This window comes from Desulfobaculum sp., from assembly GCF_054921475.1.
The window spans coordinates 1-14758 of the sequence record NZ_JBUDSW010000068.1; the positions used below are offsets into that span (position 1 = coordinate 1).

A 14758-nucleotide genomic window follows, 5' to 3' on the forward strand; every position below is an offset into this window, starting at 1 on the left:
ACAACATCCAGCGCCATATCCGCCTTGGGCGGCTGGACCCGCGCCGCGCCACGCTGTTTGCCGTGGGCGAGGTGCTGCCGCCGGTGCTTATGTCCACCCTCGCCATCATTGTGTCCTTTACGCCCATGTTCTTCATCACGGGCATGATGGGCCCGTATATGGCGCCCATGGCCGCCAACGTGCCGCTGACGGTCATCTTCTCCACCATTGCGGCGCTGACGGTGGTCCCGTGGCTGTCCTACCTGCTGCTGCGGCACAAGGCCGGGGCGGACAAGGGCGACGACCCGGAAAACGCCGCCCCGAATGCGGGCGTGCCGCCGTGGCTCAGGCGCGGCTACACCGCCGTGGTGTCGCCGTTTTTGGACTCGCGCGGCAAGCGCGGCGCGCTGTGGGTGGGCATTGGCGCGCTGCTTGTCCTGTCGTGTGCGCTGGCGGCCTTCCGGCTGGTGCCCCTCAAAATGCTGCCCTTTGACAACAAGAACGAGTTCCAACTCGTCATCGACATGCCCGAAGGCACGCCCATGGAGGCCACGGACCGCGCGCTGTTGTCCTTTACCGACTATCTGCGCAGCGTGAACGAGGTGGAGAGCTTTACCACCTATTCCGGCACGGCCTCGCCCATGGACTTCAACGGCATGGTGCGCCACTACTTTGTCCGGCAAGCCCCGAACCTTGCGGACATCCGTGTGCAACTGGCGGACAAGTCCCGGCGGCAGGCCCAAAGCCACGCCATTGTCCTGCGCCTGCGCCCGGACCTTGAGCGCATTGCGCGCGACGTGGGCGCAGACCTCAAAATTGTGGAAGTGCCGCCCGGACCGCCCGTGTTGTCCACGCTGGTGGCGGAAATCACCGGCACCCCGCAAAAGTCCTACGGCCAACTCATCCGCGGCGCACAGCACATCACGGACCTGATGCGTGACGAACCGCTGGTGACGGACATCGACACCTCCGCCGAGGCCGAACGCGACGTGCTGGACTTCCGGCTGGACCGCGAAAAGGCCGCCCTGCACGGCGTCAGCGCCGAGGATGTCGCCTGCGCCCTGCGCATGGCCATATCCGGTGAATCCCCGGCCACTTTGCACCTGTCCGGCGAGCGCCAGCCCCTGCCTGTGGTCCTGCGCCTGCCGCGCCCCCAGCGCTCGTCGCTGGCCGCGCTTTCGCAGGTGCCCGTGGCCGCCAGCGACGCGCCGGGCAAAACCGTTGAGCTGGGCGAGCTTGGTGAATTTCTCTCCCTGCCCGCCGACCAGCCCATCCACCACAAGGACCTCCAGCGCGTGGTGTACGTGTACGGCGAAATGGCCGGACGCCCACCGGGCACGGCGGTGCTGGACCTCATGAGCGCGCAGAAATCCTCGCCCCTGCCTCCGGGCATCAGCGCCAACTGGGCGGGCGAAGGCGAATGGGAAATCACCCTCAGCGTCTTCCGCGACCTTGGCATCGCCTTTGGCGCGGCCCTCCTTGGCATTTTCGTCCTGCTGGTCATCCAGACGCGATCCTTTGCCATGCCCGGCCTCATCATGACCGCCGTACCACTGACCATTATCGGCATCATGCCCGGCTTTTGGCTGCTGAACGTATTCTTTGCCCCGGATGTGGGGGCGCTGCCCAATCCCATCTTCTTCACGGCTACATCCATGATTGGGATGATTGCCCTTGGCGGCATTGTTATCCGCAACTCCCTTGTGCTCATTGAGTTCATTGAGGACGCGCGGCGGCAGGGGCTGGCCATGCGCGACGCCATCCTCGCCAGCGGCGCGGTGCGCCTGCGGCCCATTGTGCTCACGGCGGCCACCACGGCCCTTGGCGCGTGGCCCATCACGCTGGACCCCATCTTCTCCGGGCTGGCGTGGGCGCTTATCACGGGGCTGTTTGCCTCCACGGCGTTTACACTGCTGGTGGTTCCGGTGGCGTATTACGCTGCGTTTGGCGCGCGCAGGGCATGATGGACCGGCGGCAATACGCCGCAGACCATGCACAATGCCCGCGCATACGGCGCATTCTGCATTTGCCAACAGCGGCAAGGTAGGCTACGTAACGCGCGACACTGCACGGCAGTGGTTACGCCGCATGCGCCGCGCGCGCCTTATGCGGCAGGGCACGTGCCCCACCCCGAGGATATTGTTGCACCCGAATGGTTGGCCTGCCGGTCGCATCTGACCCGCAGCGAGCAAAAGGAGAACATTGTGCGGATACTCATCGTCGGTTCCGGGGGGCGTGAACATGCGCTTGCCTGGAAGCTCTCGCAAAGCCCGAAGGTCACGCAGCTGTACATCGCCCCCGGCAACGGCGGCACTGCGGCCCTCGGCCAGAACGTCCCCATTTCGGATGACGACCTGCCCGGGCTGACGTCCTTTGCCAAGGACAACGCCATCGACCTCGTGGTCATCGGTCCCGAACTCCCTCTCGTCCTCGGTCTTAAGGAAGCGCTGGCCCAGTCCGGCATCCCCTGCTTTGGCCCCAGCGCCTTTGCCGCCCAGCTGGAAGGCTCCAAGGCCTTCGCCAAAAGCGTTATGCGCGACACGGGCGTGCCCACCGCACACTTCCGCGTCTTTGACGATGTGGAAGCCGCGCGCGTGCACGTTGCCGAGCGCGACATGCCCTGCGTGGTCAAGGCCGACGGCCTCGCCGCGGGCAAGGGCGTGGTGGTCTGCTCCACGCGCGAGGAAGCCCTTGAAGCCGTCAACGACATGATGGCCAAGCAAATCTTCGGCAAAGCCGGGGAACGCATCGTCATAGAGGACGCCCTCAAGGGTGAGGAAGCCTCCTTCCTTGCCTTCAGCGACGGCACCACCGTTGTCTGCATGCCCTCCTCGCAGGACCACAAGGCCGTTGGCGAAGGCGACACCGGCCCCAACACCGGCGGCATGGGCGCCTATTCCCCCGCCCCCATCCTCCCGCACGAGGACTACGAAATGATGGCGGACCTCGTCATCCGGCCCATCGTCCGGCACATGGGCACCGTGGACCAGCCCTTTGTGGGCATCCTGTACGCGGGCATCATGTACACCGAGGACGGCCCCAAGGTGCTGGAATACAACGTCCGCTTCGGCGACCCGGAGTGCCAGCCCCTGCTCTCGCGCCTTGATGGCGACCTTGCCGAAATCATGCAGGCCTGCATTGACGGCACCCTTGCCGATGTGGACATCCGCTGGAAGCCCGAAACCGCCATCTGCGTGGTACTTGCCGCCGACGGCTACCCCGCCAGCTACCCCAAGGGCATGGCCATCACCGGCCTTGACGAGGCCGACGCCATCAGCGGCGTGAAGGTCTTTCAGGCCGGGACGACCCTTGACGGCGACACCGTGCGCACCGCCGGCGGCCGCGTACTGGGCGTCACCGCCCTAGGCAGCGACCTCGCCGACGCCAAGGAGCGCGCCTACAAGGCCGTGGACGCCATCCACTTTGACAACTGTTATTTCCGCCGCGACATCGGCGACAAGGGACTCAGGAGGGACTAGATGAGTCGCGTTGCAATCTTTATGGGAAGCATCTCCGACGAGGAAAAAGTCCGCCCCTGCGCGGATATTCTGGACGAGCTGGGCATTGACTACACCTTTACCGTGTCCTCGGCCCACCGCACACCGGAACGCACCGCCAAACTGGTGGAAGAAGAGGAAGCCAGCGGCTGTCAGGTCTTTATCTGCGCCGCAGGCATGGCCGCGCATCTGGCTGGCGCCGTTGCGGCCAAGACCATCCGCCCGGTTCTTGGCATTCCGGTATCCGCCTCCGCCCTTGGCGGCATGGACGCCCTGCTGGCCACTGTGCAGATGCCTCCGGGCTTCCCGGTGGGCACCGTAGCCCTCGACAAGGCCGGAGCGCGCAACGCCGCATGGATGGCGGCGCAGATTCTGGCCCTCACCGACGAGGACCTTGCCGCAAAGCTGCGCGCCAAGCGCGACGCCTTCAAGGCTTCCGTGGAGCGCGCCGCCGAGGAACTGGCGCAGCGCTAGCGCCGCCGCCCCCGCACAATGTCAGCGCCCCTGCCGCACCTGCGGCAGGGGCGCTTTTCGTGCCCAAAGATGCTCCGCCCCTACACCGGCTCGCGCCGCCGCAGCCACTTGAAGGAGCGGTAGCCGTGCACCGTCTCCACCAGCCGCTGCTCCCCAATGGCGTGGACAAGCAGCGCCCCGCCCATGGACCGGCCAAGGGAGCTGGCCGCATGCACCAGCCGCCTCAGCCGCCGGGAGTAGCGCAGTTCCGGAAGCAGGGTCTCCTCCAAGCGGCGCTGGTAGGCCGCGGCCACCGCCTGCGGCTCCCCCGCGCCCTCAAGGACGGCGCGGGCGGCAAAACGCCCACTGCACAGGGCGTAGTAGATGCCCTCGCCAAAGATGGTCTCCACAAACCCGGCGGCGTCCCCTGTCAGCAGAGCGCGGCCCTGCGCAGGCTCCATGAGAAAATTCCCGTAAGGCAAGGGATGCGCTCGCGGCGTCACCTCCTGCGCGCCGCGCACCCCGCGCCGCGCAAGGTAATCCGCAAAGCCCTGCCGGAAATCCGCCCCGCTGTTGGCCCGCCGCAGCCCGCACACCCCGGCCAGCACCCCGTCCTCCACAGGGAACAGCCAGCCATACCCGGCATGCACAGCGCCAAAGTGCACTTCCGGCGCGTCCACCGCACGGTCAAAGCGGCTGTAGGGCAGCAGCTGCTCCAGCCCGGCGCCAAGGTTGTGCCGCCACGCCGTGCGGTCGTAATTGAGGGAGCGGCGCACCACGCTGGAGACGCCGTCCGCGCCGATGATGCACGCGGCAGAGAGGGTTTCGCCGCCGGCAAGATGCACCTCGCCGCGGCGCGCATCACAGCCGGTGACGCGCACGCCCGTGCGCACCTCGGCCCCGGCATCGCGGGCCATGGCGGCAAGCCCCGCATCAAAGGCGTCCCGCCGCACAAAATTAAAGGCAAAGGGCATATCGCCACTGGAAAGAAGCGTTTCGCCCATATGCACGCGGTACTGCCGCGCCTCGCCGCGAAAGGCGCCCCACTGCCGCAGCGTCCCGGCGTCCACGCCTAGGTGCTCCGCCAAAAAGCGCACGGCCTTCCACGTCAGCAGGCCGCCGCACAGCTTAGGGCGGGGCAGGTGGCGCCGCTCCACCAGCACCACGCGCGCTCCGGCGCGGGCGAGTTCCATCGCGGCAACGGCCCCGGCCGGGCCAGCGCCGCACACAATGCCGTCATACACAGAAGACATGGCGCATTCTCCCTGTTTTCCGCCATCTGACTGGTATTGTTTATAAAACATCCACAGCGCCGTCTCAAGTCGCTTTTCATAATCACATCACGTATACTCGCCAAATGCGCGCACATCCCTTCCACGCCCTTGTTTTTGACTTTGACGGCACCCTTGCGGACACGGCCATCGACTTTGCCGGCATGAAGCTGGCCCTCCACGGCCTTGTACGCGAGTACCTGCCACATGCGCCGCTCCCCGGCGACACCCCCGCGCTGGAGTGGCTGCGCGCCATGAAGGACGCCCTCCCCAGCGGGGCGCGACGGCACATCCCGGCCATTGAGAGGCGCGCGGCGGACATCATCCGCGCGGCGGAAATCCACGCCGCGGAGTGCGGGACGCTGTTTCCCTTCACCCGCCCCATGCTGACGACCCTGCGCGCGGACGGCATCGCCACCGCCATCATCACCCGCAACTGTACCGACGCCGTGCTGACGCTGTTTCCGGATATTCACAACGCGGCGGACGTGTTTCTCTCCCGCGACGACATCACCAACGTAAAGCCCCACCCGGACCACGTGGGCGCGGCCCTGCGCGCCCTTGGCATTGGCCCGCAGCACGCCCTGATGGTGGGCGACCATCCGCTGGATATTGAAACCGGCCGCCACAGCGGCACCGCCACCGCTGGCGTCCTGACCGGACAGGCGGACCGCGCCCGCTTCCTGGCCTGCGGCGCGCACCACATCGCCGACGACGCGGACGCACTGGTCCGCGCCTTACGCGCCGAGGGCCGCCTTGTTCCCGCCCCGCCCCTCATTCCCAACTAAACGCCGTTTGGCTTAATCTTAAGCGGCGGCGCCGGACACAGGCCTCCCCGTGCCCCCAAGCCGCGCCCTTTCCCCGCCCCACGGCCGACGCGCCCCCTTCCTTGCCCACGGGGGAAGACACAGCCCCCAAGTTGCGGTATACAAGAAGAATCGTGAACCATCTCCAGCGTCTGGAGAGGCGCTTCCACTTCCGCAGCAACGGAGCCGTTATGACGAAAAAGGCGCTCATCACCGGCATCACCGGTCAGGACGGCGCATATCTGGCCGAATTTCTGCTCAAGAAAGGGTACGAGGTCCACGGCATCAAACGGCGCGCGTCGCTGTTCAATACCGACAGGGTGGACCACCTGTATCAGGACCCGCACGAAACGGGCCGCCGCTTTGTCCTGCACTACGGGGACATGACGGATTCCACCAACCTCATCCGCATTGTTCAGGCCGTGCGCCCGGACGAAATCTACAACCTTGCCGCGCAAAGCCACGTTGCCGTGTCCTTTGAAACGCCGGAGTACACCGCAGATTCCGTTGGCCTTGGCGCGCTGCGCCTCTTGGAGGCCATCCGCATCCTCGGCCTTACGGACGTGACGCGCTTCTATCAGGCGTCCACGTCGGAGATGTTCGGCAAGGTGGCGGACATTCCGCAAACCGAAGACACCCCCTTCTATCCGCGCTCCCCCTATGGCGCGGCCAAGCTGTATGCCTACTGGATTACCATCAACTACCGCGAGGCCTACGGCATGCACGCCTGCAACGGCATCCTCTTCAACCACGAGTCCCCAATCCGGGGCGAAACCTTTGTCACGCGCAAAATCACCCGCGCCATGGCGCGCATCAGCCTCGGCCTGCAGGACTGCCTGTATCTTGGCAACCTCTCGGCCCTGCGCGACTGGGGGCACGCCAAGGACTACGTGCGCATGATGTGGATGATGCTCCAGCAGGACAGGCCGGATGACTACGTGGTCGCCACCGGCACCCAGCACACGGTGCGCCATGTGGTGGACCTTGCCGCCAAAAGCGCGGGCATCGACATTGATTGGAAAGGGGAAGGACAGGAGGAGCACGGCGTGGACACGGCAACGGGCAAGACCATTGTGGCCGTGGACCCGCGCTACTTCCGCCCTACCGAGGTGGACACCCTGCTGGGCGATGCCACCAAGGCCAAAACGCAGCTGGGCTGGGAGCCGAAAATTACGCTGGAGAATATGATCCACGAAATGGTGGCGGCGGACCTTGCCGACGCGCGGCGCGACGACCTGTGCCGCAAGGAAGGGTTCCGCATTCTCAATCACCACGAATAGTGCGGCGCTTCGCGGCTACAGACGCTGGGCGCGCAGCTGGGGGCAGGCCCCGGCGCGGACCTCGTAGACGCCTATGGCGCCCCAGCCCGGCCACGCCAGCCGCCGCGCCATATGCCCCGCCGTAAGCAGGACGCCCGTGGTCCCGCCACGGGCCATGTAGTCCCTGTACAAGCGGTAATGCTCGCCCCCGGCAAGGCGCTCCACACCGTGGGCCACAGCCCCGGCCATGCGCGCGGAGACGCTCTGCGGCAGGGCGTAGTCCGTGATGAGCACGCGCCCGCGCGGCCCGGCAACGCGCAGGGCTTCCTCCAGCATGGCAAGGCGCGTTTCGTGCGGCTTTTCATGTATGGCAAAGGAGAGAAGCACCGCGTCAAAGCTGTCGCGCGCAAGGGGCAAATGCGCCGCGTCGGCGCGCAGAAGGCGCACCCACGGCGGACAGACGCGCCGCGCCACCGCCAGCATGGCCGCCGAGGCATCCACCCCCACAGCGCGGGCCACGCACGGCGGCAGGGTCAAAAACTGCCGCCCGGTCCCGCAGCACAGGTCCAGCACCCGCACCGCGCCAAGGTCCGCCAACAGCGCGGCAATGCGGCGGCGCACGGCCCACAGGGCCGGAGCGGTGACCGGGTCGTACAGAGGGGCTATGGACTCGTATTCATCGTGCATATCGGCCTCATGTCTGGTCGAGGGACAAGGCGCAGCCTTGCCGCGCGTGGTTCCCGCCATCCTAGCACCCACCCGCCGCACTGAAAACCTGCGGCCCGTGCCTCTGCCAGCGCCCTGCAATCCCGCAAGCCGGCGCCAAACATGCGCCTGCCGTTGGCCGAGCCACCACGCACCCTCGCCGCCGCGGCCTGCTCCATCACCCTGAAACCCTTCAAACTCATCAGTTGCCAGCGCAAACATCTTTCCGTAGAGTGTTCGGTCCTGAGGGAGACCTGCGCGCGGCACGCACAAAGAGCGCCGCTGCGCCCGGGACGGGTGAGAAGGGGTTTGAACCCACCGGGACGGTCTTTCCAGAGTAACAGCGCATAGGAGAAGAACATGGACAACGGCAAAATCGGTTCGCGCATCAAGAATTTTAGGGAGCGCAAAGGATGGACCAGAGAGGAACTGGCCGAAAAGACCACGCTGGATGCGGCGTTCATCACCTCCGTGGAGGAGGGCGAGGTGAACCCCGCGCTTGGCATCATGGTCAAGATTGCCCGCGCACTGGGCACAAGGCTTGGCACCTTCATGGATGACGAAATCACCAGCGACCCGCTCATCGTGCGACTTGCCGAAAGAAAAGAAGAGACCGTTGCCCACGCCAGCGGCGCGGCCAGCCCGGATATGACCTACTACCATTTGGGCCGTGGCAAGGCGGACCGCTCCATGGAGCCCTTCTTCATTACACTGGAACCAACGACAGAGCCGCAGGACCTCTCCTCCCACGAGGGGGAAGAGTTCATTGTGGTCGTCTCCGGCGAGGTCACCCTCGTCTACGGCAACGAGGAGCATATCCTCGGCCCCGGAGACAGCATGTACTACAATTCTGTCGTGCCCCACTATGTGGGCGCCCATGGCGACGCTCCGGCGCAGATTTACGCCGTCGTCTACGTTCCAGCCTAAGAGTGTAAGGAGGTTCCCGTGGGACGAGACATCGTGCACCACATCACCCTCGGCCAGCTTCTGGACGAGACCATTGCCAAATATCCCGACAACGAAGCCGTCGTCTACGTTGACCGCGACTTCCGCCTGACGTGGCGGCAGTTCGGTCAACTGGTGGACGACCTTGCCAAAGGCCTCATGGCCCTTGGCATTGAGCGCGGCGAAAAGGTGGCCATCTGGTCCACCAATGTGCCCTACTGGGTGGCCATGCAGTTCGCCACCGCCAAAATCGGGGCTATACTGCTCACCGTCAATACCAGTTACAAGGTCAGCGAGCTGGAGTACCTGCTCCAGCAGTCCGAGGCGGAAAACATCTTCGTCATGGACGGCTACTACGACACCGACTACGTGCTGACCATGTACGACCTCATCCCCGAGCTGCGCGAGCAGGAACGTGGACGCCTGAACAGCCCCAAGTTCCCGGCCCTCAAGCGCGTGGGCTACCTTGGCCCGCAAAAGCACCGGGGCATGTACTCCGTGCCGGAGATCGTGGGCGTCGGCAAAACCGTCACCGACGAGGACTACCGCGCGCGGCAGGACACCCTGGACCCCGAAGACGTGGTGAACATGCAGTACACCTCGGGCACAACGGGCTTCCCCAAGGGCGTCATGCTCACCCACCAGAGCATCGCCACCAACGGCTTTTGGATTGGCGAGAATCAGGGCTTTACGGACAAGGACACCCTGTGTCTGCCCGTGCCGCTGTTCCACTGCTTTGGCTGCGTGCTGGGCGTGTTGGCGGCTGTCTCCCATGGCACGACCATGGTCATCCTTGAAAAATTCGATCCTATCTTGGTGATGAAGAGCGTGGAGCAGGAACGGTGCACCGCCCTGTACGGCGTGCCCACCATGTTCATTGCCGTGCTCCAGCACGACCTGTTCAGCAAGTTCGACTTTTCCAGCCTGCGCACAGGCATCATGGCGGGCTCGCCCTGCCCGGTGCACATCATGAAGCAGGTCATGGAAAAGATGTACATGCGCGACATCACCATCTGCTACGGGCTCACCGAGTCCAGCCCCGTGATGACCCAAACCCGCATGGACGACACCATCCAGCGCCGCACCGAAAGTGTGGGCAAAGCCATGCCCGGCGTTGAGGTCCGCATTGTGGACCCCGAAACCGGCGAGGCCTGCGCCAACGGCGAACAGGGCGAAGTCTGCTGCCGCGGCTACCTGACCATGAAGGGCTATTACAACATGCCCGAAGCCACGGCCAAGACCATCGACCTTGACGGCTGGCTGCACTCCGGCGACCTTGGCGTCATGGACGACGAGGGCTACGTCACCATCACCGGCCGCCTGAAGGACATGATCATCCGTGGCGGCGAAAACATCTATCCCCGAGAAATTGAGGAATTCCTCTACACCATGGACGGCATTAAAGACGTGCAGGTGGCGGGAGTTCCCAGCAAAAAATACGGCGAGGCTGTCGGTGCCTTCATCATCCTGCAGGATGGCGTCAGCATGGAGCCCGAAGATGTGCAGGACCACTGCCGCGGCAAAATCGCGTGGCACAAGATTCCCCGCTACATCGCCTTCCTCGACGAATACCCCATGACGGCGAGCGGCAAGATACAAAAGTACAAGCTGCGCGACATCGCCGCAGAAATGTGGCCCAAGGCGTAGCCGCCACTGGGACAGATGGTACCGGGCGCATGCCGTGGGGGCAGCGCCCGTTTCATGATCGACGGTCCTTCCCGGACCGGTCCTCTACAGGAGAAGATAGGGATGGAAATGCACAATGAGGCGTACAAAGACATCGCGCCTCGCCTGCGCGGCCTGCGCGACGCTCTGGACCTGAGCGTTGGCGAACTGGCCGCAAAGGTCGGCGTGGACGAAGCCACCGTGGCCGGGTACGAATCCGGCACCATTGAGATTCCGGTGAGCTTCCTCTTCAACGTGGCTCAGGTCTGCGGCGTAGACCTGACGGTTCTGCTCTCGGGCGGCGACGCCCACCTCACCAACTATTCCCTCGTCAAAAAGGACGAAGGGCTGGCCGTAGAACGGCGCAAGGACTACGACTACAAAAGCCTTGCCTACAAGTTCACGGGGCGCAAGATGGAGCCTTTCCGCGTGCGCGTACCCGCCAAGGACGAGGCCAGCATGCACAGCGCCCAGCACCCCGGGCAGGAATTCATCTACATGCTCTCCGGACGGCTGGAAATCCGCCTTGGGGAGAACGCCGTGGTGCTTGAACCCGGCGACAGCTTCTACTTCGATTCCCAGACGCCCCACGCCCTGCGCGGCCTTGATGGTGCGGATGCGGAGTTCCTCGACGTCATTATCTAGGCGTTTCACCGCGCACGGTGAACCGCCGCCCCCACAGACGACGTCAGACGGAACCTTCCGCAACCCTTTTCACCACCGAGGTAGTTACCCATGGATAAGCTGACCCCCAAATCCTATAAGGAGTTTTGCGCCTCCTTCGCGCTGCGCGTTCCCGAAAAATTCAACTTTGCCTACGACGTCCTTGACGACATCGCCGCCAAGGACCCCACCCGCAAAGCCATCATCCACGTTGGCCCCGACGGCGTGCGCCGCGAGTACGACTTCCGCTGGCTAGCGCAGGCCTCTGCGCGCCTTGCTGATGCCCTCGCCCAGCGCGGCGTTGGCAAGGGCGACCGCGTGATGCTGCTCCTGTACCGCCGCATTGAATTCTGGGTGAGCATGATGGCGCTGCACCGCCTTGGCGCTGTGGCCATCCCCTCCCCGCACCTGCTCACGGAAAAGGACATCGTCTACCGCGCCAAAGCCGCAAGCATCACCACCTGCATCTGTGAAGACTCCGTGGCCGAGGTCGTGCAGGCCGCCGCGGAAAAGTCCCCCAGCATGACCACCCTTGTGCAGTGCGGCCCCGGCCAGCTGCTGCCCGGATGGGAGCACTACGACCACATCTGCGCCACCGCGCAGGACACCTTCCCCCGTCCGGCGGACGCCGCCGGCGGCGAGGACGCACTGCTTATCTTCTTCTCCTCCGGCACCACCGGCAATCCGAAGATGGTGGAGCACCGCCACACCTACGCGCTGGGGCACTACGTCACCGGCACGTACTGGCACAACCTTGAACCCGGCGACGTGCACCTCACCGTGGCCGACACGGGCTGGGGCAAGGCCGTGTGGGGCAAAATGTACGGCCAGTGGATGGCTGGCGCGACGGTGTTCGTCTACGACTTCCGCGGCCGCTTCGACCCCGCCGCCCTTTTGGACGTTATGGCGCGCGGCGGCGTGACGTCCTTTTGCGCGCCGCCCACGGTGTACCGCTTCCTCATCCGGCAGGACCTTGAGCGCTACGACCTCTCAAAACTGCGCTACTGCACCACAGCGGGTGAACTGCTGAACACCAGCGTCTTTGAGGACTGGAAAACGCAAACCGGCCTCGAAATCCGCGAGGGCTACGGCCAAACCGAAACCACCCTGCAAATCGCCACCTTCTCGTTCATGACGCCCAAGCCCGGCTCCATCGGCAAGCCCGTCCCGGGCTGGGACATCGTGCTCAAGGGCGTGGACGGCGCCCTGTGCTCTCCGGGTGAGGAAGGCGAAATCTGCGTGCGGCTGGCCCCGGACAACCCCGTGGTGGGCCTGTTCAACGAATACGTGAACGAGCCGGAAAAAACCGCCGCCGTCAAATGCGACGGCTACTACCACACGGGCGACAAGGCATGGATGGACGAGGACGGGTACTTCTGGTTCCTCGGCCGCGTGGACGACCTGATCAAAAGCTCGGGCTACCGCATCGGGCCGTTTGAGGTGGAAAGCGCCCTTGTGTCCCACCCCGCCGTGGTGGAGGCCGCCGTTACCGGCGTGCCCGACCCCGTACGCGGACAGGCCGTAAAAGCCACCATCGTTCTGGCAAGCGATACTGAGGGCACGCAGGAGCTGGTGCGCGAACTCCAGCAGCACGTCAAGCGCGTCACCGCCCCGTACAAGTACCCCCGCGTCATCGAATTCGTGGACGAGCTGCCCAAGACCATCTCCGGCAAAATCAAGCGCGCGGAAATCCGCCAGCGCGACATGGAGTGCAGCTGCTAATTCAGCCCACCCCAAGGTCAAAACCATACCCGGCGGCACCGACACAGTCGGTGCCGCTTTTCCTTTCCCGGCCTTTTCAGTATGCTCGCGCCAGACACCACAGCCCCAACCGCCCATGAAAAACAGTCAACTGTACGCCATCCTTGAAAAGAACCAAGAAATCCAACGCCGGTTCTTTGAGATTGAGAGCGAAATCCTCACCATCCTCGACTACTCGTCGCTTTTCGCGCGCCTTGTCACCCTCATGCGCGACAGATGCAACGTGCCCTACGTCTGGATTTCCCTCATCGAGGACAGCGACGCCGCAGCCCTTGTCCAAGGCCTGACCAGCGCCGAGGACCTTGCCGGGCACCTGAACACCATCGACCGCGACAGCTTCCTGAACATCACCCGCGGGGGCATGCGCCCGGTCCTCGTCAATCAGGGCCTTGCGCCTTTTACGGCCCTGTATCCCGAGCCGCGCCCCGAGGGCATCGGCTCCATCGCCGTGGCGCCCATCACGCTGGACGGCTGCGTCATCGGCAGTCTGAATCAAGCCGACGTCAGCCCCACGCGTTTTACCCCGCACAAGGACACGGGGCTGCTCTCCCAGTTGGCCATCAAGGTGTCGCTGTGCCTCTCCAACGTGACCGCGCACGAGCGCCTGCGCCTGCTGGCCACCAGCGACCCGCTGACCACCCTCCTCAACCGCCGCGCCATGGAAGACATCCTGCGGCAGGAATTCGCCCGCGCCACACGCTACGACAGCCCCCTGTCCCTCGCCTTCATCGACCTTGACGACTTTAAAACCGTCAACGACACGCTGGGGCACGACGCCGGGGACTGTCTGCTCCACTTCTTTGCCACCACCCTCAAAACCCTCACCCGCGCCACGGACATCTGCTCACGCTACGCGGGGGACGAGTTTGTGGTCATCCTGCCCGAAACCACCGCCGCACAGGCCCTGCGCCTTATGCAGCGCGCCACGGCGTTCTTTGAGCGCACAACCACTCCCCAGTACGATCTGCAGGTCCGCTTCAGCTTTGGCATTGCCGAGGCGCACGAGCGCGGCGTCACCGGCCCAAGCAGCCTGCTCAAGCGCGCGGACAGCCGCCTCTACGACGACAAAAACGCCAAGCAGTGCCGCTAGCGCAAACAAAAACGGAGCCCGGCCATAGCCGGACTCCGCTTCATTGCGTTCTCTGCGCCCCGCTTGGGGCCTAGTCGTTTTCCGGACGCAACAGCAGCTGGTGCGCGCGGCCAAAACACATGCGCCGCACAATGGACACCACCGCAAAGGATGACAGCGCCGTGGACGCCACAAGCATCAGCATCACCACAATCTGATAGCGGCAGGCCAAAGCCGGGTCCGCCCCAGCCAGCACCTGACCGGTCATCATGCCGGGAATGGACACCAGCCCCACAGCCATCATGGAATTGATGGACGGAATCATGCCCGCGCGGATGGCCTCCTTGGTAATGGCGTCGCTGGCCTCGCGGTAGTCCGCGCCAAGGGACAGCTTCATCTCAATTTCCGTGCGGCTTTTGCGCAGGCCCGTGAACAGCCGCTCCAGCGCAATGGCCAGCGCGTTCATGGAGTTGCCCGCAATCATGCCGCCAATGGGCAGACAATACTGCGGCTCCCACCACGGTTTCGCGCCGATAACCACGCCCGTCACAGTAATGCCCACCAGCATGTAGCTGAGGATCATGGTCACAAATACGGGCAGGCCAAAGGACACATCGCGCTCGGGCACCCGCCCGCGTACAATATGCGCCGCCGCCGCAACCATCACGCAAAACACCGCCAAAAT

13 protein-coding genes are annotated in these 14758 nt (G+C 64.6%); 10 read left to right on the forward strand and 3 right to left on the reverse strand.

What is annotated here, in order from left to right:
* The 3 genes from ACY69P_RS06320 to purE all read left to right on the forward strand — a co-directional run.
* Positions 1-1943 (forward strand): efflux RND transporter permease subunit (locus ACY69P_RS06320; protein ID WP_462326902.1); only part of this gene is annotated, 1943 nt, incomplete at its 5' end.
* Positions 1944-2183: 240 nt separating this feature from the next.
* Positions 2184-3458 (forward strand): phosphoribosylamine--glycine ligase, encoded by a 1275-nt coding sequence (purD, locus tag ACY69P_RS06325; protein WP_459900620.1) that lies wholly within the window; start codon positions 2184-2186, stop codon positions 3456-3458.
* Positions 3459-3950, forward strand: a complete 492-nt coding sequence (gene purE, locus ACY69P_RS06330; RefSeq protein WP_459900618.1) for a 5-(carboxyamino)imidazole ribonucleotide mutase — start codon at positions 3459-3461, stop codon at positions 3948-3950. It begins immediately after the preceding gene.
* An 80-nt stretch (positions 3951-4030) separates the two neighbouring features.
* On the opposite strand, the gene ACY69P_RS06335 is transcribed toward purE, so the two are convergent.
* Positions 4031-5182: a geranylgeranyl reductase family protein gene (locus ACY69P_RS06335; RefSeq protein WP_462326903.1), complete on the reverse strand. Its 1152-nt coding sequence runs from the start codon at positions 5180-5182 to the stop codon at positions 4031-4033.
* Between the two features lie 104 nt (positions 5183-5286).
* On the opposite strand from ACY69P_RS06335, the gene ACY69P_RS06340 reads away from it, so the two are divergent.
* Together ACY69P_RS06340 and gmd are read left to right on the forward strand one after the other, a co-directional pair.
* Positions 5287-5988 carry an HAD family hydrolase gene (locus ACY69P_RS06340; RefSeq protein WP_462326904.1) on the forward strand — a complete coding sequence of 234 codons (702 nt, stop codon included), beginning with the start codon at positions 5287-5289 and terminating at the stop codon, positions 5986-5988.
* Positions 5989-6197: 209 nt separating this feature from the next.
* Entirely contained in the window at positions 6198-7286 is a 1089-nt protein-coding gene (gene gmd, locus ACY69P_RS06345) for a GDP-mannose 4,6-dehydratase (protein ID WP_462326905.1), read from the forward strand.
* A gap of 15 nt (positions 7287-7301) precedes the next feature.
* Here the strand turns inward: gmd and ACY69P_RS06350 are convergent, their stop codons facing one another.
* Positions 7302-7952, reverse strand: coding sequence for a class I SAM-dependent methyltransferase (locus ACY69P_RS06350; RefSeq protein ID WP_462326906.1), 651 nt, complete (start codon positions 7950-7952; stop codon positions 7302-7304).
* A gap of 378 nt (positions 7953-8330) precedes the next feature.
* Between ACY69P_RS06350 and ACY69P_RS06355 the strand changes: the two genes are divergently transcribed.
* The 5 genes from ACY69P_RS06355 to ACY69P_RS06375 all read left to right on the forward strand — a co-directional run bounded on the left by ACY69P_RS06355 (position 8331) and on the right by ACY69P_RS06375 (position 14094).
* On the forward strand, positions 8331-8897 hold the full coding sequence (locus ACY69P_RS06355) for a helix-turn-helix domain-containing protein (RefSeq protein ID WP_459900611.1): 567 nt from the start codon (positions 8331-8333) through the stop codon (positions 8895-8897).
* An 18-nt stretch (positions 8898-8915) separates the two neighbouring features.
* Positions 8916-10562, forward strand: coding sequence for an AMP-binding protein (locus ACY69P_RS06360; protein ID WP_462326907.1), 1647 nt, complete (start codon positions 8916-8918; stop codon positions 10560-10562).
* Positions 10563-10670: 108 nt separating this feature from the next.
* A complete protein-coding gene (locus tag ACY69P_RS06365) occupies positions 10671-11225 on the forward strand; it encodes a helix-turn-helix domain-containing protein (RefSeq protein WP_404844114.1) in 555 nt (184 codons plus the stop codon).
* A 90-nt stretch (positions 11226-11315) separates the two neighbouring features.
* Positions 11316-12965 (forward strand): AMP-binding protein, encoded by a 1650-nt coding sequence (locus tag ACY69P_RS06370; protein ID WP_462326908.1) that lies wholly within the window; start codon positions 11316-11318, stop codon positions 12963-12965.
* 115 nt (positions 12966-13080) lie between these two features.
* Positions 13081-14094 carry a sensor domain-containing diguanylate cyclase gene (locus ACY69P_RS06375; protein WP_462326909.1) on the forward strand — a complete coding sequence of 338 codons (1014 nt, stop codon included), beginning with the start codon at positions 13081-13083 and terminating at the stop codon, positions 14092-14094.
* A 70-nt stretch (positions 14095-14164) separates the two neighbouring features.
* Here the strand turns inward: ACY69P_RS06375 and ACY69P_RS06380 are convergent.
* Positions 14165-14758 (reverse strand): ABC transporter permease (locus ACY69P_RS06380; RefSeq protein WP_462326910.1); only part of this gene is annotated, 594 nt, incomplete at its 5' end.

Bases quoted from the DNA above. Each gene is read 5' to 3' on its own strand.
- ACY69P_RS06350 (WP_462326906.1), bottom strand. From the start codon at position 7,952: ATGCACGATGAATACGAGTCCATAGCCCCTCTGTACGACCCGGTCACC.
- ACY69P_RS06370 (WP_462326908.1), top strand. From the start codon at position 11,316: ATGGATAAGCTGACCCCCAAATCCTATAAGGAGTTTTGCGCCTCCTTC.
- ACY69P_RS06355 (WP_459900611.1), top strand. From the start codon at position 8,331: ATGGACAACGGCAAAATCGGTTCGCGCATCAAGAATTTTAGGGAGCGC.
- ACY69P_RS06365 (WP_404844114.1), top strand. From the start codon at position 10,671: ATGCACAATGAGGCGTACAAAGACATCGCGCCTCGCCTGCGCGGCCTG.
- gmd (WP_462326905.1), top strand. From the start codon at position 6,198: ATGACGAAAAAGGCGCTCATCACCGGCATCACCGGTCAGGACGGCGCA.
- ACY69P_RS06340 (WP_462326904.1), top strand. From the start codon at position 5,287: ATGCGCGCACATCCCTTCCACGCCCTTGTTTTTGACTTTGACGGCACC.
- purE (WP_459900618.1), top strand. From the start codon at position 3,459: ATGAGTCGCGTTGCAATCTTTATGGGAAGCATCTCCGACGAGGAAAAA.
- ACY69P_RS06335 (WP_462326903.1), bottom strand. From the start codon at position 5,182: ATGTCTTCTGTGTATGACGGCATTGTGTGCGGCGCTGGCCCGGCCGGG.
- ACY69P_RS06375 (WP_462326909.1), top strand. From the start codon at position 13,081: ATGAAAAACAGTCAACTGTACGCCATCCTTGAAAAGAACCAAGAAATC.